This is a genomic window from Luteimonas saliphila, assembly GCF_016774335.1.
Taxonomy (GTDB): domain Bacteria; phylum Pseudomonadota; class Gammaproteobacteria; order Xanthomonadales; family Xanthomonadaceae; genus Luteimonas; species Luteimonas saliphila.
On the sequence record NZ_JAETWA010000030.1, the window covers coordinates 157994 to 181003 of the forward strand.

The 23010-nt window shown below is 69.4% G+C and carries 23 protein-coding genes; 13 read left to right on the forward strand and 10 right to left on the reverse strand.

Translation table 11 applies throughout. From position 1 onward, the window contains the following. Positions 1 to 73: 73 nt before the first annotated feature. From JMO03_RS07645 to alr, 3 genes are read right to left on the reverse strand one after another with little or no spacing between them, the layout of a single operon-like run. Positions 74 to 1573: a WS/DGAT/MGAT family O-acyltransferase gene (locus JMO03_RS07645; RefSeq protein WP_202842149.1), complete on the reverse strand. Its 1500-nt coding sequence runs from the start codon at positions 1571 to 1573 to the stop codon at positions 74 to 76. A 48-nt stretch (positions 1574 to 1621) separates the two neighbouring features. Then, entirely contained in the window at positions 1622 to 3052 is a 1431-nt protein-coding gene (locus tag JMO03_RS07650; protein WP_202842151.1) for a cryptochrome/photolyase family protein, read from the reverse strand. A 33-nt stretch (positions 3053 to 3085) separates the two neighbouring features. After that, entirely contained in the window at positions 3086 to 4282 is a 1197-nt protein-coding gene (gene alr, locus JMO03_RS07655) for an alanine racemase (RefSeq protein WP_202842153.1), read from the reverse strand. Positions 4283 to 4402: 120 nt separating this feature from the next. Between alr and JMO03_RS07660 the strand changes: the two genes are divergently transcribed. Beyond that, the gene (locus JMO03_RS07660) at positions 4403 to 5110 is read left to right on the forward strand and encodes a hypothetical protein (RefSeq protein WP_202842155.1); all 708 of its coding nucleotides are present in this window, start codon (positions 4403 to 4405) and stop codon (positions 5108 to 5110) included. Between the two features lie 13 nt (positions 5111 to 5123). Here JMO03_RS07660 and JMO03_RS07665 read toward each other — a convergent pair whose 3' ends face one another. The 5 genes from JMO03_RS07665 to JMO03_RS07685 all read right to left on the reverse strand — a co-directional run bounded on the left by JMO03_RS07665 (position 5124) and on the right by JMO03_RS07685 (position 9291). Continuing rightward, positions 5124 to 6524 carry a replicative DNA helicase gene (locus JMO03_RS07665; protein ID WP_202842157.1) on the reverse strand — a complete coding sequence of 467 codons (1401 nt, stop codon included), beginning with the start codon at positions 6522 to 6524 and terminating at the stop codon, positions 5124 to 5126. Between the two features lie 802 nt (positions 6525 to 7326). Continuing rightward, a complete protein-coding gene (gene rplI, locus JMO03_RS07670) occupies positions 7327 to 7779 on the reverse strand; it encodes a 50S ribosomal protein L9 (protein ID WP_202842159.1) in 453 nt (150 codons plus the stop codon). Between the two features lie 110 nt (positions 7780 to 7889). After that, positions 7890 to 8120, reverse strand: coding sequence for a 30S ribosomal protein S18 (gene rpsR, locus JMO03_RS07675; protein ID WP_149104441.1), 231 nt, complete (start codon positions 8118 to 8120; stop codon positions 7890 to 7892). Positions 8121 to 8131: 11 nt separating this feature from the next. Beyond that, positions 8132 to 8572, reverse strand: a complete 441-nt coding sequence (gene rpsF / locus JMO03_RS07680; protein WP_202842161.1) for a 30S ribosomal protein S6 — start codon at positions 8570 to 8572, stop codon at positions 8132 to 8134. A gap of 377 nt (positions 8573 to 8949) precedes the next feature. Further along, complete coding sequence (locus tag JMO03_RS07685; protein ID WP_202842163.1) at positions 8950 to 9291, reverse strand: HesB/IscA family protein; 342 nt, start codon at positions 9289 to 9291, stop codon at positions 8950 to 8952. 104 nt (positions 9292 to 9395) lie between these two features. Here JMO03_RS07685 and asnS point away from each other — a divergent pair, with 104 nt between their 5' ends. From asnS to JMO03_RS07710, 5 genes are all read left to right on the forward strand, one after another. Continuing rightward, a complete protein-coding gene (gene asnS / locus JMO03_RS07690) occupies positions 9396 to 10796 on the forward strand; it encodes an asparagine--tRNA ligase (RefSeq protein ID WP_202842165.1) in 1401 nt (466 codons plus the stop codon). Positions 10797 to 11015: 219 nt separating this feature from the next. After that, the gene (locus tag JMO03_RS07695) at positions 11016 to 11321 is read left to right on the forward strand and encodes a hypothetical protein (RefSeq protein WP_202842167.1); all 306 of its coding nucleotides are present in this window, start codon (positions 11016 to 11018) and stop codon (positions 11319 to 11321) included. Then, positions 11318 to 11635, forward strand: coding sequence for a hypothetical protein (locus tag JMO03_RS07700; RefSeq protein ID WP_202842169.1), 318 nt, complete (start codon positions 11318 to 11320; stop codon positions 11633 to 11635). Before JMO03_RS07695 ends, JMO03_RS07700 begins: the two co-directional genes overlap by 4 nt. Before the next feature lie 457 nt (positions 11636 to 12092). Continuing rightward, complete coding sequence (locus tag JMO03_RS07705) at positions 12093 to 12713, forward strand: FMN-binding negative transcriptional regulator (protein WP_202842171.1); 621 nt, start codon at positions 12093 to 12095, stop codon at positions 12711 to 12713. Between the two features lie 13 nt (positions 12714 to 12726). Next, the gene (locus JMO03_RS07710) at positions 12727 to 13512 is read left to right on the forward strand and encodes an SDR family oxidoreductase (RefSeq protein ID WP_202842173.1); all 786 of its coding nucleotides are present in this window, start codon (positions 12727 to 12729) and stop codon (positions 13510 to 13512) included. Positions 13513 to 13516: 4 nt separating this feature from the next. On the opposite strand, the gene JMO03_RS07715 is transcribed toward JMO03_RS07710, so the two are convergent. Next, positions 13517 to 13957: a hypothetical protein gene (locus JMO03_RS07715; RefSeq protein ID WP_202842175.1), complete on the reverse strand. Its 441-nt coding sequence runs from the start codon at positions 13955 to 13957 to the stop codon at positions 13517 to 13519. Between the two features lie 98 nt (positions 13958 to 14055). On the opposite strand from JMO03_RS07715, the gene JMO03_RS07720 reads away from it, so the two are divergent. Genes JMO03_RS07720 through JMO03_RS07730 form a run of 3 tightly spaced genes read left to right on the forward strand, consistent with a single transcriptional unit; the run spans position 14056 to position 16602 of the window. Next, on the forward strand, positions 14056 to 15483 hold the full coding sequence (locus JMO03_RS07720) for an aldehyde dehydrogenase (RefSeq protein WP_202842177.1): 1428 nt from the start codon (positions 14056 to 14058) through the stop codon (positions 15481 to 15483). A 28-nt stretch (positions 15484 to 15511) separates the two neighbouring features. Beyond that, positions 15512 to 16174 carry a carbonate dehydratase gene (gene can, locus JMO03_RS07725; RefSeq protein ID WP_202842179.1) on the forward strand — a complete coding sequence of 221 codons (663 nt, stop codon included), beginning with the start codon at positions 15512 to 15514 and terminating at the stop codon, positions 16172 to 16174. Continuing rightward, positions 16174 to 16602 carry a RidA family protein gene (locus JMO03_RS07730; RefSeq protein ID WP_202842181.1) on the forward strand — a complete coding sequence of 143 codons (429 nt, stop codon included), beginning with the start codon at positions 16174 to 16176 and terminating at the stop codon, positions 16600 to 16602. Before can ends, JMO03_RS07730 begins: the two co-directional genes overlap by 1 nt. On the opposite strand, the gene JMO03_RS07735 is transcribed toward JMO03_RS07730, so the two are convergent. Next, a complete protein-coding gene (locus JMO03_RS07735; protein ID WP_202842183.1) occupies positions 16574 to 18220 on the reverse strand; it encodes a cation:proton antiporter in 1647 nt (548 codons plus the stop codon). The genes JMO03_RS07730 and JMO03_RS07735 overlap by 29 nt on opposite strands. A gap of 130 nt (positions 18221 to 18350) precedes the next feature. Between JMO03_RS07735 and JMO03_RS07740 the strand changes: the two genes are divergently transcribed. The 4 genes from JMO03_RS07740 to JMO03_RS07755 all read left to right on the forward strand — a co-directional run bounded on the left by JMO03_RS07740 (position 18351) and on the right by JMO03_RS07755 (position 22754). Further along, on the forward strand, positions 18351 to 18917 hold the full coding sequence (locus JMO03_RS07740) for a 3-hydroxyanthranilate 3,4-dioxygenase (RefSeq protein ID WP_202842185.1): 567 nt from the start codon (positions 18351 to 18353) through the stop codon (positions 18915 to 18917). Positions 18918 to 18925: 8 nt separating this feature from the next. Continuing rightward, on the forward strand, positions 18926 to 19951 hold the full coding sequence (locus JMO03_RS07745; protein WP_202842187.1) for an amidohydrolase family protein: 1026 nt from the start codon (positions 18926 to 18928) through the stop codon (positions 19949 to 19951). Between the two features lie 152 nt (positions 19952 to 20103). After that, positions 20104 to 21399: a kynureninase gene (gene kynU, locus JMO03_RS07750; RefSeq protein ID WP_202842188.1), complete on the forward strand. Its 1296-nt coding sequence runs from the start codon at positions 20104 to 20106 to the stop codon at positions 21397 to 21399. Beyond that, entirely contained in the window at positions 21396 to 22754 is a 1359-nt protein-coding gene (locus tag JMO03_RS07755) for an FAD-dependent oxidoreductase (protein ID WP_202842189.1), read from the forward strand. The genes kynU and JMO03_RS07755 overlap by 4 nt, the downstream gene beginning before the upstream one ends. The last annotated feature ends 256 nt before the right edge of the window (positions 22755 to 23010 follow it).

The window sequence follows — 23010 nt, forward strand, 5'->3', positions numbered from 1 at the left end:
CGACAGATAACCACGCGCTCCGCCAACGGCGGGTGACGGATCGGCACGGCTGAGGTCGCGCGTCCGGTCTCGTTCAGGATCCAGCCATGCCACGCTCCAGCAGGCCGTCCGCATCGACCGAAGCCAACGCCCGCTCCCAGTCCCCCATCATCGCCAGGTACAGCAGCTTCTCGAACTCGGGCCGGAAACGGCCGATCACCGCATCCGGATCCGGCACCAGGCGACCGTCGGCGATCAGCCCGAAATGGACGCGGCCGTCATAGCTGAAGATCGAGATCCCGAGCCCGATCGACCCGGTCTGCGGCACCCAGAACATCAGCTCGGCGACGCGGCTGCCGGCCATGTACAGCGGCTGCTGCGGGCCGGGAACGTTGGTCGCCACCGCGGTGGCCTTGCGGCTCAACAGGTCCAGTGCCGGCCCCTGCAGCGCCTGCGGGGCCATGCCCAGTGCCGCCAGCAATCCGTAGGCCACCACCGCCTGGCGCGAGTCCTTCAGCCGGTCCATGCATTCGGCCACGCATTCCAGCCGGCGCACCGGGTTGCCCTCGCCGACCGGCAGGTCGAGGAACACCAGGCCGAAATGGTTGCCCAGCTTCTTCGCGTGTTCCAGCGGACGCAGGTTGACCGGCACGGTCGCACGCAGACGCATGCCGTCGACCGCCTCGCCGCGCGCGAGCATGTAGCTGCGCAGCGCGCCGGCCGCGGCCGCCATCAGCACGTCGTTGACCGTGCAGTCGCAGGCGCGGCCGACCGCCTTGACCTCGTCCAGGTCCAGCGGTTCGGCCCAGGCCACGCGCTTGCTCACGCCAAGCGAGCCGCGCAGGATCGACGGCGGGTCGTCCGGCAGCGCCAGTGCCTGCAGCAGTTCGCGCGCGATCTCGCCGCCCTCGCGCGCGAGCATGGCGGCCAGGCCCGGGTCCTGCACCATCTCCATGCCCTTGCCCAGCACCTTGCCGCCGAGCCGACGGTAGCGCTCGACCGCGCCGACGCGGCGCGCGACCTGCGCACCATCCTGCCGCAGCCAGGCGCGGGCGAGCGCCTTGTCCGGGGCCGGATCGCGCGCGGTATCGGTCAGCGACAGCAGCACCTGCACCAGTGCGATGCCGTCGGCGTAACTGTGGTGGATGCGTGCGACCAGCGCCGAGCCGCCCCGGTAACGCTCCACCAGGTGGAACTGCCACAGCGGGCGCGACGCGTCGAGCGGCGTGGACGCCAGCTGGCTGACGAACCGCTCCAGGGCGCGCTTCTCGGCCGCCTCTGCACGCGCGCCGCGCCGCGTCTCGCGGCCCGGCAGGGCGGACAGCCGTACGTGCCAGTCCAGGTCGAAGTGTTCGTCTTCCTGCCAGGCCGCACCGGCAGCGCCGTCCACCGCCCGCTGCCGGAAGCGCGAGTAGGCCAGGAAGCGGGTCTTCACCACCTTGCGCAGCTTCGCGATCGTCAACGGCTCGGCGAGCATCAGCACGCCGGTGATCATCATCGGATTGGTGGGACGCTCCATGCGCAGCCACGCCGTGTCCACCTTCGACATCGGCTCGCGTCGCGCCGCGCGGCGCTGTGGGTGTGTTGCGGCCATGCGCCCTCCCGTGCGTCGGCCGAGTGAATCACGGCACCGTCGCGAGCGTCAATTTGGCCCGGGTTGGCGCATTGCGCTATAGGCCGTCAGCGCGGCATCGCGGCCGCCGGCGAGGTCGGCGATGGGCTTTGCCGGATAGCCGGGGGCGAGCCGTCGCAAGCTCGCCGGATCGGTCCAGGGCGCATGCCGCAGCGGGGTCGGCAGCCCGGCCAGCTCCGGCACCCAGCGGGCCACGTAGCGGCCATCGGGATCGAACTTCCCGGCCTGTGTCACCGGGTTGAACACACGGAAGTACGGCGCGGCGTCGGCGCCGGTCCCCGCGACCCATTGCCAACCCAGGGTGTTGTTGGCGAGGTCGGCGTCGACCAGCGTGTCCCAGAACCAGCGCGCGCCCTCGCGCCAGTGCTGGCGCATGTGCTTGCACAGGTAGCTGGCGACGATCATGCGCACGCGGTTGTGCATCCAGCCGGTGTGCCACAGCTCGCGCAGGCCGGCATCGACGATCGGCACCCCTGTGCGGCCCGTACGCCAGGCCTCGAGTGCGCGACGGTCCGCCTTCGCCCAGCGGAAATCGTCGAAGCGCGGGTTGAAGTTGGCATCGGTGCTGGCGGGGAAATGGTGCAGCAGGTGGTGGGCGAACTCCCGCCAGCCCAGTTCGCGCACGAAGGCGTCGATGTCGGCGGCGGTTTGCGCGCGGCGTTCGGTTTCCAGCGCCGCCACGATCCTCCACGGCGCGATCTCTCCGAAGTGCAGGTGCGGCGACAGGCGCGAGGTACCGACGCGATCGGGCCGATCGCGCCCGTCGCGGTATCCGCGCAGCGCGCCGTCGACGAACACCTCCAGGGCTTCGCGCGCACCAGCCTCGCCCGGCGTCCAGTGCTGCCAGAACGGCGCGTCCCAGCCGCGCGCGGGCCGCAGCCTGAGGGTATCGAGCGGGATGCCGTGCGGATCGTCTTCCAGATCCGGCAGCACGGTAGGCGCATCCGTCAGCGGATGCGTGCGCCAGTCGGCCAGCGCCGTGCGCCAGAACGGCGTGAACACGCGGTACGGGCCGTCCTGCTTCGTCGACAGCTGCCATGGCTCGAACAGCAGCGCGCCGTTGAAGCTTTCCGCGTGCAGGCCCTGCTCGCGCAGCGCGCGCTTGATCGCGGTGTCGCGGCGCTCGATCTCCGGCTCGTAACGGCGCGTCCAGTACACCGCCTCGGCATCGCAGGTTGCGGCCAGCGCCTGCAGCACCGGGAGAGTCGGACCACGGAAGATCCGCAGGCGCGAACCGCGCGCGCGCAGGTGCGCATCCAGCGCCGCGAGCGATCGCTGTCGCCACGCATCGGACGCCCCGCCAGGCGACCAGTTGCCCTCCTCCTCCGGCGCGTGGATGTAGACGCACACCGGCACCTGCCGCGCCGACAACGCCGCCTGCAGCGCCGGCTGGTCGGCCAGCCGGAGGTCGTTTCGGAACCAGACGAGGGCATTGGCCATGGCCCAGTATCAGGCCGCCGGGTCGAGTCCGCGTCAATCGCGGGCGGGTGGGTCCGGCGACACCTGGATCGCGCCCCGGTATTCGCGCGGGATGCGTTCGTTGAGCTGCACGAGGATCTCGTAGGGGATGGTGCCGGCGGTGCGCGCAACCTCCTCGACCGTGATCGATCCGCCGTCCTGTTCGCCGACCAGCACCACCTCGTCCTCGTTGAACGCGCTGTCCTCGCCGATGTCGACCATGAACTGGTCCATGCACACCCGGCCGACGAGCGGATGGCGTCGCCCGCGGACGAGCACCTGCCCGCGCGACGACAGCGCCCGCGGCCAGCCGTCGCCGTAGCCGATCGGCACGGTGACCAGGCGGGTATCGCGCGGCGCCGTCCAGGTCGCGCCGTAGCCGACCGGAGCGCCGGCGCGGACGATCTTGAAATACACCACCTGCGAGACCAGCGACAGCGCCGGCCGCACCGCGACCGTCGGCCGCGAGGCGGGATCGGGCAACACGCCGTAGAGCAGGATGCCCGGGCGCACCATGTCCAAGTGCGTATCCGGGAAATGCAGCACCCCACCGGAATTGGCGAGGTGACGCAGCGGCATCGGCGCGCCGAGCCGGTCGAAATGCGCGCAGGCCTCGAGAAAACGCTCGAGCTGCAGCGCGGTCATCGGCGAATCCGGATCGTCGGCGCAGGCCAGGTGCGAATACACGCCGCGGACCTCGCACCAGCGCGAGCGCACCGCGGCCTCGATGAAGGGCCCGGCCGAATAGCCGTGCACGCCGATCCGCTCCATGCCGGTATCGATCTTCAGGTGGATCGCCGCCCTGCGCCCCGCCGCTTCCGCAGTCGCTTCCACCTGGCGCAGCTTGGACAGCGACGACACGGTGATGTCGAGATCGTGCGCGAGGAACTGGCCGACCTGGTGCCCGAAGATCCCGCCCATCACCAGGATCGGCACGCTCACGCCCGCCCGCCGCAGGGCGACGCCCTCCTCCACGAAGGCCACGCCCATCCGGTCTGCGCCGACGGCCTGCAGGTGGCGCGCCACCTGCACCAGGCCGTGCCCATAGGCGTTCGCCTTGACGATCGGCATCACCGGCACGCCGACGTGCGCCTGGATGCTGCGCAGGTTGCCCGCGATCGCTTCGAGGTCGACCACGATGCGCGTAGGCCGCTGGGTGAAGGGCGCGCTCATGCGGTCGACATCCTCGCCGGTGTCCGGGATCGCCACCATGTCGTGGCTGCAACCGGATTCTAGCGACAGCCGCCCTCGTGCGGCCGCGACGCACCGCCTCGAACACGAACCGGAAAACGCGGTAAGCTGGGCACGAGGATCTCAGGAGGAGACCGGAACATGAAGGGATTCACCGCCACGCCGTGCATGGCGCTTGGCTTGGCACTCGCACTCTCACTCGGCATCGCCCAGGCCCGGGATGGGGGCTTCGCGGAGTTCGTCGACGGCGCAGCGTACGACGTCCGGCCAGGGGAATGGGACGGCAGGTTCCGTTTCAAGGACGTCTATTGCGCCACCTTCCCGTTGCCCGAGCATGCGACGCGCCGCGTGAGCGCCCTGCTCAACGGCAATGCGGTGTCCCTGGCCAGGGTGGAATACGACCAGCCGTTCGAAATCTATCTCGTGTCCTCGACCATGCCGGCCGGGATGACCGCGGACGAGGAGCACCGCGAACAGGTGGCGCGCGCGCAAGCAGCCGCCGACGCGACCCCCGGCCTGTACCGGTTCGACACGACCCCGTCCCCGATGGGGCCGGTGATCCGGCGCCAGCTGACGAACGTCACCCATGGCTCCGCCGAACAGGGCCAGAACCCGTTTCCACTGGATATGCGCTTCTTCGACTCGCCCGATGCCATCCGCACGATCGCCGAGACGCGCCTGTTCTCCCGCGTGCCGGACCGGTTCGAGGTCGCCGTGCTGGCCGCAGTGCCGGATAACGCCAGCGATCGGGAGGTCTCTCTGGTGCGGCAGGTCATGGCATCGTTTGCCGACGACGTGACGGCGTTGCTCCAAGACTGCACGGCGACCATGCCGGCGCGCCGGCCATGAGCGCGCGCCAGGCCTATTCGAAGCTGCCGACCGAATCGTGCGCGAGGTTGTCGAAGCGGGTGTACTCGCCGAAGAACTTGAGCTTGAGCGAGCCGGTGGGGCCGTTACGCTGCTTGCCGATGATCACCTCGGCCAGGCCCTTGTCCGGCGAGTTCTCCTTGTTGTAGTACTCGTCGCGGTAGATGAAGATGATCACGTCCGCGTCCTGCTCGATCGCGCCCGACTCGCGCAGGTCGGCCATCACCGGGCGCTTGTCGGTGCGCGTTTCCAGCGAGCGGTTGAGCTGCGAGAGCGCGATCACCGGCACGTTGAGTTCCTTCGCCAGGCCCTTGAGCGAGCGCGAGATCTCGGAGATCTCGGTGGCGCGGTTCTCGCTGTTGCCCGGCACCGCCATCAGCTGCAGGTAGTCGATCACGATCAGGCCCAGGTCGTGCTCGCGCTTGAGCCGGCGCGCCTTGGCGCGCAGCACGTCGGGCGACAGCGCCGGGGTGTCGTCGATGAATATCTTGGCGTCCTTGATCAGGCGGATCGCGCTGGTCACGCGGCTCCAGTCCTCGTCCTCCAGCTGCCCGGTGCGCAGGCGCGTGGCGTTGACCCGGCCGACCGACGAGATCAGGCGCAGCGCCAGCTGGCTGGCCGACATTTCCATCGAGAACACCGCGACCGCCTTCCTGGTCTTCATCGCCGCGTACTCGGCCATGTTCAGCGCCAGCGTGGTCTTGCCCATCGACGGTCGCGCGGCGAGGATCAGCAGGTCGGTCGGCTGCAGGCCCGCCGTCATCTCGTCGAACTCGGTGTAGCCGGTGGGCATGCCGGTGATGCCCCCGCCGCTGGCGAAACGCGTCTGCAGGACGTCGAACGCCTCCTGCATCGCCTTGTTGACCGGGGTGAAGTCCTGGCGGCCGCGCGCGCCCAGCTCGGCGATCGCGAACACCTCCTGCTCCGCCTTCGCCAGCAGCTCGCTGCTGTCCCGGCCCTCGGGCTGGAATCCGTCGTTGACGATGCCGGTGCCGACCTCGATCAGCTGGCGCAGGATCGCCTTGTCGCGGACGATCTCGGCATAGGCCTTGATGTTCGCGGCGGAGGGCGTGGTGCTGACCAGTTCCACCAGGTAGGCGCCGCCCGCGACCTGCTCGGCCAGCCCCTGCGATTCGAACCATTCGCCCAGCGTCACCGCGTCGAAGGGCTTGTTCTTCTCGGCCAGTTCGCGGATGGCGCGGTAGATCAGCTGGTGGTCGCGGCGATAGAAGTCGCCATCGGCGAGCAGGTCGGCGATGCGGTCGAACGCCTCGGGCGCGAGCATCAACCCGCCGAGGACCGCCTGTTCGGCCTCCACCGACTGCGGCGGCAGGCGCAGTTGCTCGATACGGGCGTCTTGGCGGCCTTCCTGGCGGAAACCGGGGCGTGCGGACATCAGCGGTGTGACTCCCAGCGACGGACCTTGGAAGCGGTCCTGTTGTTGTTCTCGAGCGCTCATCGTAACGGCGGCGGCTGTGGGTTCGCGATGGAACAAGCTGTGGATAAGGCAGCTTCTACCGCAGGCGTGTCGCAGCAGGCGAGATCGCCGCGACGTGGGTTCGGATCTGGCGCTTCATGGAGTGGCGCGCCCGGCCGGTGCGCGAAGCCGGCCAGCCGAGTCGGGCCCGATCCTGCTGGGATGCCCCGCTTCCCTGGCCCGGCCCAGACCTTTCAGAGCAACTTGCGCGGTGCGCGGGATGGAAAACTTTCCGCACTCATCAAGGAATAAAGCACTGCGTCCGCCTGGCTCGCGCGGCGTCGGGCGCGGACGCCCTTGGGTACGAATGTCCCCCGGCGTGGGCCTGCGGCCCCCGCCTCCTCCTTGATTTCGCAAAGGACATCCGCACCCGACGTTCTGAATCATGGCGATTCCCGGAGCGGAACCCGGAACGTCGCGCCACACTCGATCGCCGGAGCTGCCCGCAAGCCGAGCCCCGCCGAGGCCGGCAGGCCTTCGCGGCGAAATCAAGGAGGAGGCATGCGTCGCAGGCGGACGCCGGGGGACATTCGCCGCGAAGGCCTGCCGGCCACGGCGGGGCCCGTCAGGTCGCAATGAAATGGGAGACGCAGTGCCCTCTGATCGCGACCCGACGGACGGAGCACATCAGCAGACTCCGGTATCGGCTACGAGGTTCCGCTAAAAGCCAAAAAAACAGGCGCCTCGCGGCGCCTGTCGGGACTGCGTGCGGTGCCCGCGATCAGGCCGCTTCGGGCTCGACCACGACCTTGACCGTGGCTTCGGCGTCGGCGTGCAGGTGCACGACGACCTCGAACTCGCCGGTGTTGCGCAGCGGACCTTCGCCCATCACCACTTCCGACTTGTTGACCGGCATGCCGGCCTTGGTCAGCGCTTCGGCGATGTCGCGCGGGCCGACCGAGCCGTACAGCTTGCCCTCGGTGGAGGCGTTGGCGTACAGGGTCACGCTGGCGCCTTCCAGCTTCGCCAGGCGCGACTGCGCCTCGTCTGCGATGGCCTGGGCCTTGGCTTCGTAGTCGGCGCGCTTGGCCTCGAACTCGGCGAGGTTGGCCGCGGTGGCCGGCACGGCCTTGCCCTGGGGTACGAGGAAGTTGCGGCCGTAACCGGGCTTGACGCTGACCTTGTCGCCGAGGGCTCCGAGGTTGGTGACGCGTTGGAGCAGGATCAATTCCATGGGATGTCTCCGTATTCGTTAGCGACGACTGCGCGCCGCAACGCTTGCTGTCCGAATCGGACGGATCGGGAGTCCGGCAGGAGCGCGTCGGCGCGCCCCTGCCCGGTGGCTCAGATGTTGTGGTTGTCGGTGTACGGGATCAGCGCGAGGAAACGCGCGCGCTTGACCGCGAGCGCCAGCTGGCGCTGGTAGCGCGACTTGGTGCCGGTGATGCGGCTCGGCACGATCTTGCCGTTCTCGGTGAGGTTCTGGCGCAGGGTGTTGAGATCCTTGTAGTCGATCTCCTTGACGCCCTCGGCGGTGAACTTGCAGAACTTGCGGCGGCGGAAGAACTTGGACATGTGCGTGCTCCTCAGGCGGCTTCGGCGGGCGCGGCCTTGTCGCCGTCGCTGTCGCTGTCTGTATCGGTGGACGGGGACTCTTCGTCATCGCGACGGCGGCGTTCGCCGCGCTCGGGCTTGTCGCCCTTCTCGTCCTTGTTCTTCATGATCAGCGACTGCTCGGTGTCGGCTTCGTCGCGGCGCATCACCAGGTGGCGCAGTACCGCGTCGTTGAAACGGAAGCCCTCGACCAGCTCGTTGAGCACGTCCTGGCCGGCCTCGATGTTGAGCAGCACGTAGTGGGCCTTGACCAGGTTGTTGATCGGATAGGCGAGCTGGCGGCGGCCCCAGTCTTCCAGGCGGTGGATCTTGCCTTCGCCGGTCTCGATCAGCGACTTGTAGCGCTCGATCATCGCCGGCACCTGCTCGCTCTGGTCCGGATGGACCAGGAACACGATTTCGTAGTGACGCATGGGTTTTTCCTTTCGGGTATCGGGCGTCCTCGCGGACGGCCCCGGACAGCTCCCCGACGCCGACGCGGGCGCGGTGGAGCAAGGGCTCCCGGCGGGCGGGCCGCAGGGAGCCAACTATTATGGCGGATCAATGACTTGCAGGCAAGGAGGTGACCCGTCGACGGATCGTCCGCCCGTTCCCGGCCGGATCGCGATCCTCGTCCCGAGCACCGGGCGGCGAGAAACCGTGGCACGGCCGGCGCGGCGGCGTCCCGAGGCCTGGGAGCGGCAGACCCGACGTCGTGGGGGCGCGATCGCCCCGGGGCCGAAGCGGTCGCGTGGCGAGGGACAGAGGCCTGGCCGCGCGGAGACGGCTCCCGTGAAGGGTACGGGGGCTGTCAGGCGGCCTTGTCGGCGTCGGTGGTGAAGCTCTCGCCGCAGCCGCATTCGGCGGCCGCCTTCGGATTGGCGAACACGAACTCGTGGTTCAGGCCCTTACGCACGAAGTCGATGGTGGTGCCGTCGACCAGCGGCTGGCTCGTCGCATCGACGTAGATGCGCACGCCCTCGAACTCGCTGACGCTGTCGCCGACGCGCTCGTCGCGCGCCAGCTCCACCTCGTAGCCCCAACCCGAACAACCGGTGCGCCTGACCCCGAAGCGCAGGCCCAGCGCGTCCGGCTCGCTGGCCAGGAACTGGCGGACGCGGTCGACGGCGGCGGGGGTGAGGTGGATGGCCATGGCTTGGATTCTAGCGCGGGGAACCTGAAACGCGGCTGGGAGCACGCGCGGCCGCGCTAAACTGTGTGTTCCGGAGATTGGCCCCTTTCCCCAGGATTCAAGGCATGACGGTTTCCAGCGTCGAACACGCGCTCGCGGGCAGGATCCCCGCCGGCGGCGAAGTCACGGTCCGCGGCTGGGTGCGCACCCGGCGCGACTCCAAGGCCGGGCTGTCATTCGTGAACGTCAGCGACGGGTCCTGCTTCGCGCCGATCCAGGTGGTGGCGCCGAGCACCCTGGGCAACTACGAAAGCGAGGTCAAGCGCCTGACCGCCGGCTGCTCGGTCATCGCCACCGGCACCCTGGTGGCCTCGCAGGGCCAGGGCCAGAGCTTCGAGATCCAGGCCTCGAACATCGAGGTGGTCGGCTGGGTCGACGATCCCGAAACCTATCCGATCCAGCCCAAGGCGCACTCGCTCGAATTCCTGCGCGAGGTCGCGCACCTGCGTCCGCGCACCAACCTGTTCGGAGCGGTGACGCGCATCCGACACTGCCTGGCGCAGGCCGCGCACCGCTACTTCCACGAGAACGGCTACTACTGGATCAACACCCCGATCGTCACCACGTCCGATGCCGAGGGCGCCGGGCAGATGTTCCGGGTGTCGACGCTCGACCTGGCCAACCTGCCGCGAGGCAAGGACGGCGCGGTGGACTTCGGCCGCGACTTCTTCGGCAAGGAAGTGTTCCTGTCCGTCTCGGGGCAGCTCAACGTCGAGGCCTTCTGCCTGGCGATGAGCAAGGTCTACACCTTCGGCCCGACCTTCCGCGCCGAGAACAGCAACACCACCCGCCACCTCGCCGAGTTCTGGATGATCGAACCGGAAATCGCCTTCGCCGACCTGGCGGAGGACGCGCGCGTGGCCGAGGAGTTCCTGAAATACCTGTTCCGCGCGGTGCTCGACGAACGCGCAGACGACATGGCCTTCATCGCCGAGCGCGTGCAGAAGGACGCGATCACGCGGCTCGAGGCCTTCATCAACGCCCCGTTCGAGCGGATCGACTACACCGACGCCGTGGGCCTGCTGCAGAAGTCCGGCAGGAAGTTCGATTTCCCGGTCGAATGGGGCCTGGACCTGCAGACCGAACACGAACGCTGGTTGACCGAGGAACACGTGGGCCGGCCGGTGGTGGTGACCAACTATCCCGAGCACATCAAGGCGTTCTACATGCGCCTGAACGACGATGGCAGGACCGTCGCAGCGATGGACGTGCTGGCCCCGGGCATCGGCGAGATCATCGGCGGCTCGCAGCGCGAGGAGCGGCTGGACGTGCTCGACGCGCGCATGGACCAGTTCGGCCTCGACCGCGAGCACTATGCCTGGTACCGCGACTTCCGCCGCTACGGCACGGTGCCGCACGCCGGTTTCGGGCTCGGTTTCGAGCGGCTGATCGTGTACGTGTGCGGGCTTTCGAACATCCGCGACGCGATCCCCTACCCGCGCGCGCCGGGGAATGCGGAGTATTGATGGAACCGGGAATGGGGATTCGGGAGTCGGGATTGGAAAAACCAGCCTCTATGACCATGACTGCAACCGACGGTCATCCTCTCTACCCATCTTCCGACAGGCGCCAGAACCGCCATCACGAATATCCGCGTTCTCGCTGATCAGCAACCATCACGGCCGAGTCACGATTCACCGTCGCTGCCCAATCCCGAATCCCCAATCCCGAATCCCCTCGCCCGAATGATCCTCTTCCTCGCCCTGTGCTTCGTCGGCATCGCCATCGGTGGCCTCACCGCGTTCGTGATCTTCTGGCCGCTGTCGCTGGTGCACCTGCGCGACCGGCATCCGCAGGTGCACGCGTCGCTCGGCGAGGGCGCGTTCCTCAATCCCGGGGCACTGGGATGGCTGCTGGGCGGGCGCTACCGCACGGTGCGCGACGCGCAGTTCACCGGCCTGGCGACGCCGGCGCGGGTATCCGCCTTCGTGATCCTCGGCGCGCTGGGGTTTTCGGCGCTGCTGTGGCTGTGGTCGGTGGTGTTGCGGTGAGCGGGCAGCCTTCCCACGTGTTCGAGGAATGGTGGCTGGCTTCGCTCGGACGCACCATCGTCTGGGCGCGCCTGCGCGTGCGTGAAGCCGGCACCGCCGAGGTCTTCGACAGCGATGGCGCCACCCTAGTCTACGACAGCGAGGACACCGCACGCGCGATGCTGCTCGATGCCGAGTTCGTCGCCTTCGAGGGCCTCGACGAGCAGGACGCGCTGGAACGCGGGTTCTCGCTGGCGGAACTCGCGCCACCGGGGACCGGCAGCGATGAAGCTCTGCGCCCGCGCATGGTGCAACTGCTGGGTGGACGCGCCTGACGCCGGTACGCCTGCGCGGGTCGGATGCGGCGTGTTGCCCCCCGCTGAGCTCCGCGACGCGCCACCCTGCAGGACGCAGGACGTCCCCCCTGCCACCTCGGCCGGCCAAGTGCTCCTGTCGCCTGTCACACCTGTCACACCCGGCACGCACGGCACGCACGGCACTTCCGGCACGCCCCGCCACGCCTGCCACACCCGAGCCACCCGCCACACCCTCAACTCTGCCATCCCGAGCGTAGCGAGGGATCTGCACCTGCCGCCAGCGATGGGCTGACGGCGACCTCTGCACGGATGTAGAAGCGCTGGATCCCCGCCCGCGCGGGGATGACGGCAGCGCATCGGCCTGCCGTCCGCCTCGCAGCGCAGTTCCGCCGGCCCCGCCACCGACCCCGCGCAGCGATCTACAACGTGGGCGAGCGCCCAAGTACCCTCCGCCGCGATGCAATAAGATTCGCGCATGTACACGCCACGCGCCTTCGCCGAAACCGACCTCGCCCACCTGGACGCGCTGCTCGCCGCCGACCCGTTCGTCACGCTGGTGACCACCGGCGAGGACGGACATCCGTTCGCCTCGCACCTGCCCGTGCTCTATCGCCGCGAGGGCGGGCGGGTGACGATCGAGGGCCACTGGGCCAGGCCGAACCCGCAGAACCGCCACGTCGGTCCTGCGCTGATGATCGTGCATGGGCCGCATGCCTACGTCTCGCCAAGCTGGTATCCGGACAAGGAGGCCGCAGCGCGCGTGCCGACCTGGAACTACGCGGTCGCGCATCTGTCCGGCACCGTCGAACGCTTCGAGGACGAGTCCGCGCTGGGCGATCTGGTGTCGCGGCTGAGCGACCGTTTCGAGGCGGGTGTCGGCCAGTCGTGGCGGTTCGAACCGGAGCGCGACGACCACCGCCGGCAGTTGCGCGGGATCGTGGGCTTCCGCTTCGTCCCCGGGCGGATCGAACTGAAGTTCAAGCTCAGCCAGAACCATCCCGTCGCCAATCGCGAAGTCGTCGCCACCAGGCTCGGCGAAATGGACGATCCCGGCGCCCGCGCCGTCGCGGCGATGATGCGCGCCCGCGCGGACTGAACAAGGAGTCACCATGGACCTCGACCTCTCCGGCCGCCACGCCCTGGTCTGCGGCGCGTCCGAAGGCATCGGCCGCGCCACGGCGCACGAACTGGCGCTGCTCGGCGCCGACGTCACCGTGCTTGCGCGCCGGCAGGACGCGCTGGAGGCGGTGGTTGCCGCCCTTCCCTGTGCGAATGGCCAGCGGCATCGCACGCTCGTCGCGGACGTGTCGCAGCGCGACGCACTGCGCTTGAAGGTGGAAGCGCTGGCGGCCGATGCGCCGGTGCAGATCCTCGTCAACAACACTGGCGGTCCGCCCGGCGGCCCCGCGTTCGCCGCCGACGAGGCGGCCTTCCTCGACGCCTTCGGCAAGCACCTGCTCGCCAACCACGCGCTCGCGCAGGCGATCGTTCCCGGCATGCGCGACGCGCGCTGGGGCCGGATCGTCAACGTGGTCTCGACCTCGGTGTACGAACCGATCGCCGGGCTCGGCGTATCGAACACGATCCGCGGCGCGGTCGCCAGCTGGGCCAAGACGCTCTCTCGCGAACTTGGATCCCACGGCATCACCGTCAACAACGTGCTGCCCGGCTACACCGACACAACGCGCATCGAACAGATCTTGCGCGACCGCACCGCCGCCAGCGGAAAATCGCGCGAGGAGGTCACCGCCGCGATGCTCGCCAGCGTGCCCGCCGGCCGCTTCGCGCAACCGGAGGAACCCGGCGGCGTGATCGCTTTCCTGTGTTCGCCCGCCGCCGGCTATATCAATGGCGTCTCGCTGGCGGTCGACGGCGGGCGGATGCAGTCGATCTGACCGGTCAGTTCGCCTTGCGGAGGCAGCCGCTGATCGCGTAGTGCCCGGTGGCCGCGACCGACGCGTCGCCGCGCACGATGCTCACCTGCACCTGCGACCCGGGATCGGCATGGAACTTCACCGGTCCGGACGTCTTGCGATCGAGCGGCGTGAACCCGGGCAGGATCGGCAGCGTGTAGTCGATGCGCGCGGTGCCCTGCCACACGCCGACATTGAAGTCGCTGTATTCGGACTCGGTCTGCAGGCGCACGCTCGCCGAGACGTACTGGACGACGTAGCGATACCCCAGCGGCACGGGTACGGTGGCGATACCGTTCATCATGCCGGCCGGTATCTGTACGAGTCCGGATTGCTGCAGCGGTCGGGCGCAGGCCTGTGCCTGTGCACAAGTGAGGGCGCCCGCGGCCAGCAGCAGCGCCATTCCCAGTCGTCGGATGGATTGCATGGTTCGATTCCGTCTCGATCCGGATCGGATCTCCGGATGAATCGGGAAACCGCGGCGCGGACTGACATCCGCCCGCGCCGCGCCGGTTAAGATGGGCCATGCAGCAACTGTCCCACTGGATCGACGGCACGCCGCAGCCGCCTTCGGGCGGTGGGTGGCTGGATGTCCACGACCCGGCCTCCGGCCGGGCGCACGCACGGGCGGCGGCCGGGAATGCGCAGGACGTGGAGACCGCGGTCGCGGCGGCATCGACGGCGTTCCCGCGCTGGTCGGGCCTGGCCAACGACGAGCGCGCGCGCTGGCTGGAGCGGCTGGCCGATGCGCTCGAGGCGAAGCTCGATCTGTTCGCGCAGTCCGAAGCGCGCGACGGCGGCAAGCCGATCCGGCTCGCACGCGAGGTCGAGATCCCGCGCGCGATCGCCAACCTGCGCTTCTTCGCGCACGCGGCCACCCAGTTCGCGAGCGAATCGCACCACGGACAGGCGGGCCTGAACTACACCCTACGCCAGCCGCTCGGCGTGGTCGGCACGATCTCGCCGTGGAACCTGCCGCTGTACCTGTTCACCTGGAAGATCGCGCCGGCGCTGGCCGCGGGGAACACGGTGGTCGCCAAGCCGTCCGAGGTCACGCCGCTGACGGCGACGATGTTGGGCGAGCTCGCGGCGGAGATCGGCTTCCCGGCCGGCGTGCTGAACATCGTCCACGGCACCGGTCCGGAGGTGGGCGAGGCGATCGTGACCCATCCGGCGGTACGGGCGATCTCGTTCACCGGCAGCACCGCGGTTGGCAAGCGCATCGCCGGACTCGCCGCGCCGCTGCTGAAGAAGGTGTCGCTGGAGCTCGGCGGCAAGAACGCGACGCTCGTGTTCGCCGACAGCGACTGGCAGGCGCAGCTCGACACGCTGGTGCGTTCGGCGTTCCAGAACAGCGGCCAGATCTGCCTGTGCGGCTCACGCATCCTGGTGGAACGCACGATCCTCGTCGAGTTCCGCGAGGCCTTCGTCGACCGCGTGCGCACGCTGCGCATCGGCGATCCGATCGATACCGACACCGAGCTGGGACCACTGGTCTCGCGCGCGCATTTCGACAAGGTGATGGCCGCGCTGCAGCGTGCGCGCGACGAGGGCGGGCAGGTGCTGTGCGGCGGCAATGCGCTCGACCGGCCCGGCTGGTTCGTCGAGCCGACCCTGGTCGAAGGCCTCGGCCCGGACTGCGCCAGCAACCGCGAGGAGATCTTCGGCCCCATCGCCACCCTGCAGCCGTTCGACGACGAGGACCACGCGCTGCGCCTGGCCAACGCGGTGGACTACGGACTCGCCGCCTCGGTCTGGACCCGCGACCTCGACCGCGCACACCGGCTCGCCGCGGCCCTGCGCGTGGGCATCGTCTGGATCAACACCTGGCTGATGCGCGACCTGCGCACGCCCTTCGGCGGCGTCGGCCAGTCCGGCCTCGGCCGCGAGGGCGGGTTCGAGGCGATGCGCTTCTTCACCGAACCGAAGAATGTCGGCATCGCTTTGCGATAATGCTGCCGACCGCCCACGGACACTGCCGATGAGCCGACTGCGAGAACTGCTGAACAAGAACGAAGCCTGGGCCGCGCGCATCGAGGCCGAGGACCCGACCTTCTTCCAGCGCCTGTCCGGCCTGCAGACGCCCAAGTTCCTGTGGATCGGCTGCTCCGACTCGCGCGTGCCCGCCAACCAGATCGTCGACATGGCGCCGGGCGAGGTGTTCGTCCACCGCAACATCGCCAACGTGGTGGTGCACACCGACCTCAACTGCCTGTCGGTGATCCAGTTCGCGGTCGACGTGCTCAAGGTCGAGCACATCCTCGTCGTCGGGCACTACGGCTGCGGTGGCGTGCTGGCGGCACTCAAGGGCATGCGCCTGGGCCTGGCCGACAACTGGATCCGGCACGTCAAGGACGTGGCGAACAAGCACGACGGCGTGCTGGCGGACATCGCGCACGAAGGGCTGCGCCACGACCGGCTGTGCGAGCTGAACGTGCTCGAGCAGGTCGGCAACGTCTGCGAGACCACCATCCTGCGCGATGCCTGGTCGCGCGGGCAGAACGTGCACGTCTACGGCTGGGTGTACACGCTGCGCGACGGGCGGGTGCACGACCTGGGCCTCGACGTCGACAGCGAACAGGCGCTGGTCGACCAGTACGCGCCGGCGCTGGCGCGGATCCGGATCGACCGGGAGGACCGCTGATGCCAGCCGCCGGCATCCGCGCGCCCACCGCGCCGAAGCCGGTCGGCCGCTACCCGCACGCGCGCCGCGTGGGCGAACTGCTGTTCCTGTCGGGCATCGGCCCGCGCGATCCCGCCACCGACCAGGTGCCCGGCAACGTGCACGACGGCCACGGCCACCTGGTCGCACACGACATCGCGGCGCAGACGCACGCGGTGTTCGCCAACGTCCGCGCCGTGCTCGAAGCCAGCGGCGCACGCTGGGAAGACCTGATCGACGTGACCGTCTACCTGACCGACATGGCGGGCGACTTCGCCGGCTACAACGCGGTCTGGGCCGAGCATTTCCCCGACATCGACACCGCGCCCTGCCGCACCACGCTGGGCATCGCCGCGCTGCCCACGCCGATCGCGATCGAGCTCAAGTGCGTGGCGCGGCTTCGGGACTGAGCAGGTCGCGCAGCGTGTCGGCCGCCTGCTCGGCGGCATCGTCGAAGGGATCCAGCACCACGTCCACCTGCAGCCGCTGCAGGTGCTCGGCCGCGCCCGCCATCCGCGCCGCAGCCACGAAACGGCCATCGAAGCCGGCCTCGTGCACGGCGCGTCGCAGGTGGGTCACGCTGTGGGCATCGGCCAGCGTCGCCACCACCAGGTCGGCGCCGGCCAGCGGCAGGGAGTGCGCGAATTCGGCGTCCTCGGCATCGCCGAAGTGCACGTCCAGTCCCAGCGCACGCGCTTCGGCCACGGCGACAGGGTCGAAATCCACCCCCAGTGCCGTCACGCCATCGCGCGCCAGGGCGGACATCAGCCGTGCGCCGTAACGGCCGACGCCGAACACCACCACCTGCACCGGCGTGCCGGACGCATCCTCGCCCCGCTCCCGCCACGGGTCGCGACGCTCGAATACGCCCAGCCAGCGCTGCACGCGTTCGAACAGCGGATGCGAGTACAGGATCATGTACGACGACAGCGCGATGGTCACCAGACCCACCAGGGTCACCAGGCTGAGCGCGGCCGATCCCACGTGCCCCAGCGCGACGCCCATGGCGATGAAGATCACCGAGAACTCGCTGATCTGCGCCACGGTCAGGCCGGCCATGAATCCGGTGCGACGGCGATAGCCCATGAAGCCCATGATCGCCATCACGATCAGCGGGTTGCCCACCAGCACGAACACAGACAGCGCCAGCGCCGCCGGCAACTGGCTGCCGAGGTCGGAGAACACCAGCCCCGATCCCAGGTGCACGAAGAAGAACAGCAGCAGGAAGTCGCGCAGCCCGGCCAGGCGCGCGCCGACGGCTTCGCGGAACGGCGTGCCGGCGAGCGCGAAGCCGGCGACGAACGCGCCGACCTCCTTGCTCAGCCCGAGGTGCTCGCCGAAAGCGGCCAGCGCCACGCCCCACGCCACCGAGAACACCACCATCAGCTCCGGCGTGCTCGCCATCCACGGCAGCACCCAGCGCAGGCCGTAGCGGATCAGCAGGAACACCGCCACGACCCCCGCCACCAGCTGGCCGGTCCATGCCAGCCAGTCCATGCCGCCGCCGTCCGCGCCCGCCGCTTCGCCCACCCCGAGCGCGCCGATGACCATCATCGCGGCCACCACCGCGATGTCCTGCACGATCAGGAAGCCCGTCGCGATGCGGCCGTGCAGCGAATCCAGCTCGCGCTTGTCGCCGAGCAGCTTGATGATGATGATCGTGCTGGAGAACGTCAGCGCCACCGCGACGTAGATCGCCGTCACCCGGTCCATGCCCAGCGCCAGCGCGATCAGGAAGCCGAACGCGATGGTGAAGGCCAGCTGCCCGAGGCCGGTGGCCAGCGCGACCAGCCCCAGCTGGCGCACCAGCGCCGGGTCGAGCTTGAGTCCCACCAGGAACAGCAGCACGGTGATACCCAGCTGCGACAGCAGCTCGATCGCGTCGCTGTGACCGACCCATCCCAGCGCCGCCGGGCCGACCAGGATGCCGACCACGATGAACGCGACGATGGTCGGCTGCCGCAGGCGGGCGGCCAGCAGGCCCACGCCCGCCGCCAACGCGAGGATCAGGGCGAAATCGGAGAACATGCGGCAGGCCCGCTCAAACTGGTGGCGACAAGCTTAACCGCGGCGGCGTGGCCGCACTCATCCGGCGCCGGCCGACGGATGTGTAACATGCACGCATCGCCCGCGGGCAGCCCGCATCGAGGAGCCGGACATGCCGATCCCCGCCCCCATCGACTTCAAGCGCTGGATCGAGGACAACCGCCACCTGCTCAAGCCGCCGGTCGGCAACAAGTGCATCTACGACGGCGAGTTCATCGTCATGGTCGTCGGCGGGCCCAACGCGCGGACCGACTACCACTGGGAGGAAGGCCCCGAGTGGTTCCACCAGCTCGAGGGCGAGATGACATTGCGCATCCAGGAGGATTTCGATGGAGAGCGGGGACAGGTGCGCGACATCCCGATCCGCGCCGGCGAGACCTTCCTGCTGCCGCCGAAGGTGCCGCATTCGCCGCAGCGCGCCGCGGGTTCCATCGGCCTGGTGATCGAGCGCAGGCGCCTGCCGCACGAGGACGACGGACTGCTGTGGTTCTGCGAGAACTGCAACGAGAAGGTGTACGAGGAGTACTTCCACCTCGAGGACATCGAGCAGGATTTCTTCCGCGTGTTCGAAACGTTCTATCGCAGCAACGAGCTGCGCACGTGCAAGGCCTGCGGCCATCTCAACCCCAGGCCGACGCGTTACGAGATGCAGGCCGACTCGCAGGCGGACATCACCTGACGCCGCGCATGCTCAAGATCGACATCCACGCCCACTACCTGCCGCGCGACTGGCCCGACCTGGCGCGCCGGTACGGCGACGCGCGGTTCCCGGTGATCCACCACACCGAGGATGGGCGCCACCGCATCTACAAGGACGGCAGGTTCTTTCGCGAGATCTGGTCCAAGACCTGGGATCCGCAGGAGCGCATCGACGACTACGCGCGGTTCGGCGTACAGGTGCAGGTGATCAGCACGGTGCCGGTGATGTTCAGCTACTGGGCCAAGCCGGCGCATGCACTTGAGCTGCACCAGGCGCTCAACGACCACATGGCGGCGACCTGTCGCGATTTCCCGCGCCACTACGCCGGCATCGGCACGGTGCCGCTGCAGTCGCCGCGGCTGGCGGTTCAGGAACTGGAACGCTGCATGGACCAGCTCGGGCTGCAAGGCGTGCAGATCGGCTCACACGTGCAGTGCCCGGACGGCACCCACTGGAACCTCGACGCGCCGGAACTGTTCCCGTTCTTCGAGGCGGCCGCCGACCTCGGCGCCGCGATCCTGGTGCATCCCTGGGACATGATGGGCACCGACACCATGCCCAAGTACTGGCTGCCGTGGCTGGTCGGCATGCCGGCCGAGCAGTCGCGCGCAGCCTGCTCGCTGGTGTTCGGCGGCGTGCTGGAGCGGTTGCCGACGCTGAAGATCTGCATGGCCCACGGCGGCGGCAGCTTCCCCTACACCATCGGCCGCATCGAGCACGGCTTCAACATGCGGCCCGACCTCGTGGCCACCGACAATCCGCACAACCCGCGCGACTACCTGCAGCGGCTGTACTTCGACTCCTGGGTCGCCGACCCGCGTGCATTGCGCTACCTGCTCGATACCTGCGGCATCGGGCGGGTGATGCTCGGTACCGACTATCCGTTCCCGCTGGGGGAACAGACGCCCGGCGCCGGCATCGAGCAGATCGAACTCGACGAGGCCGGGCGGGCACGGCTCTACCACGGTACCGCGCTGGAATGGCTGGGTTTGCCCGTCGCCCGCTTCGCGTAGGAGCGCCTTCAGGCGCGAAGCCCGATGCCCGACCTCCCGTCGATCGCGGCAGGCGCGTGTCAGCGACACCGGGAGCCCGCGGCGGCGCGGCGGGACGCGGCCGGGCGTCCGGCTGGCGTGTTCGCGCCTGAAGGCGCTCCTACAATGACGCCATGACCGACGACCTGCACTCCGACGACCGCGCCCGCGCCCTGGATTCCGCCGATCCGCTCGCCGGACTGCGTGACGAGTTCCTCCTGCCGCGCCACGGTGGCGGCGAGCAGGCCTACTTCTGCGGCAACTCGCTCGGCCTGCAGCCGGGGGGCGTACGCGCCTATGTCGAGGAAGTGCTGGACAAGTGGGCGTCCGAGGCGGTCGAAGGCCACTTCACCGGACAGGCGCAATGGATGCCCTACCACGAACTGGTGCGCGATCCACTGTCGGACGTGGTCGGCGCGCAGCCCTGCGAGGTGGTGGCCATGAACTCGCTGACCGCCAACCTGCACCTGATGATGGTGAGCTTCTACCAGCCGACGATCGAACGCACCGCGATCCTGGTCGAGGCCGGCAGCTTCCCGTCCGACCGCTACGCGGTCGAATCGCAACTGAAGTACCGCGGACTGCCGCCCGCGCACACGCTGATCGAGGTGGAACCGGACGGCGCCGACGGCACCTTCTCGATGGAGGCGGTCGAACGCGCGATCCGCGTCAACGGCAAGCGCCTGGCGCTGGTGCTGTGGCCGGGCGTGCAGTACCGCACCGGCCAGGCCTTCGACCTGAAGGAGATCGCACGCATCGCGCACGAAGTCGGCGCGCTCGTCGGCTTCGACCTCGCGCACGCCGTCGGCAACCTGCCGCTGCAGTTGCACGACAGCGGCGCCGACTTCGCGGTGTGGTGCCACTACAAGTACATGAATGCCGGGCCGGGGGCGGTGGCCGGCTGCTTCGTGCACGAACGCCACGCGCGCACCGCGCGACCGCGCTTCGCCGGCTGGTGGGGCCACGAGCAGGCCAGCCGGTTCCGCATGGGGCCGGAGTTCGTGCCCACGCCCGGCGCCGACGGCTGGCAACTGAGCAATCCGCCGATCCTGGCGCTGGCGCCGTTGCGCGCCTCGCTCGACCTGTTCTCGCGTGCCGGCATGCCGGCGCTGCGCGCGAAATCCGAACGGTTGACCGGCTACCTCGAAGCGCTGATCGATGCGCGCCTGCGCGACACGCTGCAGGTGCTCACCCCGCGCGACCCCGCCCAGCGCGGCTGCCAGCTCTCGCTGCGCGTCACCGGTGGGCGCGGCCTGTCCGGCCGGGATGCGGGCCGGGCGCTGTTCGAATTCCTCGGTGAACAGGGCATCGTCGGCGACTGGCGCGAGCCGGACGTGATCCGCATCTCCCCGGCGCCGCTCTACAACACCCACGCCGACGTGCTTCGCTTCGCGCGCGCGGTGGAGCAGTGGCGGAGCTCCGGCGCATGAGCGACGTCCGCACCATCACCATCATCGGCGCCGGGCTCGCCGGCAGCCTGCTCGCGACCCTGCTCGCCCGGCGCGGCTGGCAGGTGGAGGTGTTCGAGCGTCGCGGCGATCCACGCGTGCATGGCTATGCCGGCGGGCGGTCGATCAACCTGGCACTGGCCGAACGCGGCTTGCACGCCCTGAGGCAGGCGCAGGCCGACCCCGGCGTGATGCGCCAGGCGGTGATGATGCGCGGGCGCATGGTGCATCCGCTCGACGGCGCGCCCGAGCTGCAGCGCTACGGCCGCGACGACAGCGAGGTGATCTGGTCGATCAACCGCGGCGAACTCAACATCGTGCTGATCGAGGCGGCCGAGGCCGCGGGCGCGACCCTGCATTTCGACCGCCGGCTGGAGGAGGTGGACTTCGTCGCCGGCACGATGCGCGTGCTCGGCGACGACCACGACGAGCGCCGCGGCTTCGACACCCTGGTGGGCGCCGATGGCGCGGGCTCCACCCTGCGCGCGCAGATGATGCGGGTGCAGGATCTTGGCGAACGCACCGAGTGGCTCGACCATGGCTACAAGGAACTCGAGATCCCGCCCGGACCCGGCGGCAGCTTCCGCATCGAAGCCAATGCGCTGCACATCTGGCCACGTGGCCACTACATGTGTATCGCCCTGCCGAACGACGAGCGCACCTTCACCGTCACCCTGTTCATGCCGCACGAGGGCACGTATCCCAGCTTCGCCACCGTGCCCGACGGCGATGCGGCGCGCGCGCTGTTCGAGGCGCAGTTCGCCGACGCGGTGCCGCTGATTCCACGGCTGGAAGAGGACTTCGAGGCCAATCCGGTCGGCATGCTCGGCACGCTCTACCTCGATTGCTGGCATCTGCAGGGCCGCGCGGTGCTGATCGGCGACGCTGCGCACGCGATGGTCCCGTTCCATGGCCAGGGCATGAACTGCGCCTTCGAGGACTGCGTCGCGCTGGCCGACCAGCTGGCGCCTGGCGTGGACTTCGCCAACGCGTACACCGCCTTCGCGACGGAACGCATGCCCAACGCCGCCGCCATCCAGCACATGGCGCTGGAGAACTACATCGAGATGCGCGACCGCGTGGACGATGGCGACTACCGACTGCAGCGGGCGCTTGAGCTGCTGCTGCAGGACCGCCACCCCGGGCGCTTCGTGCCGCATTACGCGATGGTCAGCTTCATGCGCATTCCCTACGCCACCGCGCTGGCGCGCAGCGAGGTGCAGCGTGGCATCCTGCAGCGTGCCACCGCCGGGCTGGTGACCCTCGACGCGGTCGACTTGGCGGCCGTCGACGCCGACATCGTGGTGCGCCTGTCGCCACTGCCGTCTCCGTCGTAGGAGCACCTTAAGGCGCGACCGGGCGCTGCAGGGCCATGGCGCCGGACCGGCGGGTCGCGGCTGAAGCCGCTCCTACGGGCCGGCGTCGCGGCTTCGACGTCGTGTCCGCGCGCTTGGGTGCGACCGACGCCGGGGTGGCACCACGTGGTCGGATGCGCAGCGATCGACGCCGCCGTCGCGACCCGCCTGAAACCGCTGCGCTCCTCCGTAGGAGCGCCTTCAGGCGCGACCCGGGCGCTGCAGGGCCATGGCGCCG

Coding starts and splice junctions, on each gene's coding strand:
- JMO03_RS07645 (WP_202842149.1), bottom strand. CDS start 1,573: ATGGCCGCAACACACCCACAGCGCCGCGCGGCGCGACGCGAGCCGATG.
- JMO03_RS07650 (WP_202842151.1), bottom strand. CDS start 3,052: ATGGCCAATGCCCTCGTCTGGTTCCGAAACGACCTCCGGCTGGCCGAC.
- alr (WP_202842153.1), bottom strand. CDS start 4,282: ATGGTGGCGATCCCGGACACCGGCGAGGATGTCGACCGCATGAGCGCG.
- JMO03_RS07660 (WP_202842155.1), top strand. CDS start 4,403: ATGAAGGGATTCACCGCCACGCCGTGCATGGCGCTTGGCTTGGCACTC.
- JMO03_RS07665 (WP_202842157.1), bottom strand. CDS start 6,524: ATGTCCGCACGCCCCGGTTTCCGCCAGGAAGGCCGCCAAGACGCCCGT.
- rplI (WP_202842159.1), bottom strand. CDS start 7,779: ATGGAATTGATCCTGCTCCAACGCGTCACCAACCTCGGAGCCCTCGGC.
- rpsR (WP_149104441.1), bottom strand. CDS start 8,120: ATGTCCAAGTTCTTCCGCCGCCGCAAGTTCTGCAAGTTCACCGCCGAG.
- rpsF (WP_202842161.1), bottom strand. CDS start 8,572: ATGCGTCACTACGAAATCGTGTTCCTGGTCCATCCGGACCAGAGCGAG.
- JMO03_RS07685 (WP_202842163.1), bottom strand. CDS start 9,291: ATGGCCATCCACCTCACCCCCGCCGCCGTCGACCGCGTCCGCCAGTTC.
- asnS (WP_202842165.1), top strand. CDS start 9,396: ATGACGGTTTCCAGCGTCGAACACGCGCTCGCGGGCAGGATCCCCGCC.
- JMO03_RS07695 (WP_202842167.1), top strand. CDS start 11,016: ATGATCCTCTTCCTCGCCCTGTGCTTCGTCGGCATCGCCATCGGTGGC.
- JMO03_RS07705 (WP_202842171.1), top strand. CDS start 12,093: ATGTACACGCCACGCGCCTTCGCCGAAACCGACCTCGCCCACCTGGAC.
- JMO03_RS07710 (WP_202842173.1), top strand. CDS start 12,727: ATGGACCTCGACCTCTCCGGCCGCCACGCCCTGGTCTGCGGCGCGTCC.
- JMO03_RS07715 (WP_202842175.1), bottom strand. CDS start 13,957: ATGCAATCCATCCGACGACTGGGAATGGCGCTGCTGCTGGCCGCGGGC.
- JMO03_RS07720 (WP_202842177.1), top strand. CDS start 14,056: ATGCAGCAACTGTCCCACTGGATCGACGGCACGCCGCAGCCGCCTTCG.
- can (WP_202842179.1), top strand. CDS start 15,512: ATGAGCCGACTGCGAGAACTGCTGAACAAGAACGAAGCCTGGGCCGCG.
- JMO03_RS07730 (WP_202842181.1), top strand. CDS start 16,174: ATGCCAGCCGCCGGCATCCGCGCGCCCACCGCGCCGAAGCCGGTCGGC.
- JMO03_RS07735 (WP_202842183.1), bottom strand. CDS start 18,220: ATGTTCTCCGATTTCGCCCTGATCCTCGCGTTGGCGGCGGGCGTGGGC.
- JMO03_RS07740 (WP_202842185.1), top strand. CDS start 18,351: ATGCCGATCCCCGCCCCCATCGACTTCAAGCGCTGGATCGAGGACAAC.
- JMO03_RS07745 (WP_202842187.1), top strand. CDS start 18,926: ATGCTCAAGATCGACATCCACGCCCACTACCTGCCGCGCGACTGGCCC.
- kynU (WP_202842188.1), top strand. CDS start 20,104: ATGACCGACGACCTGCACTCCGACGACCGCGCCCGCGCCCTGGATTCC.
- JMO03_RS07755 (WP_202842189.1), top strand. CDS start 21,396: ATGAGCGACGTCCGCACCATCACCATCATCGGCGCCGGGCTCGCCGGC.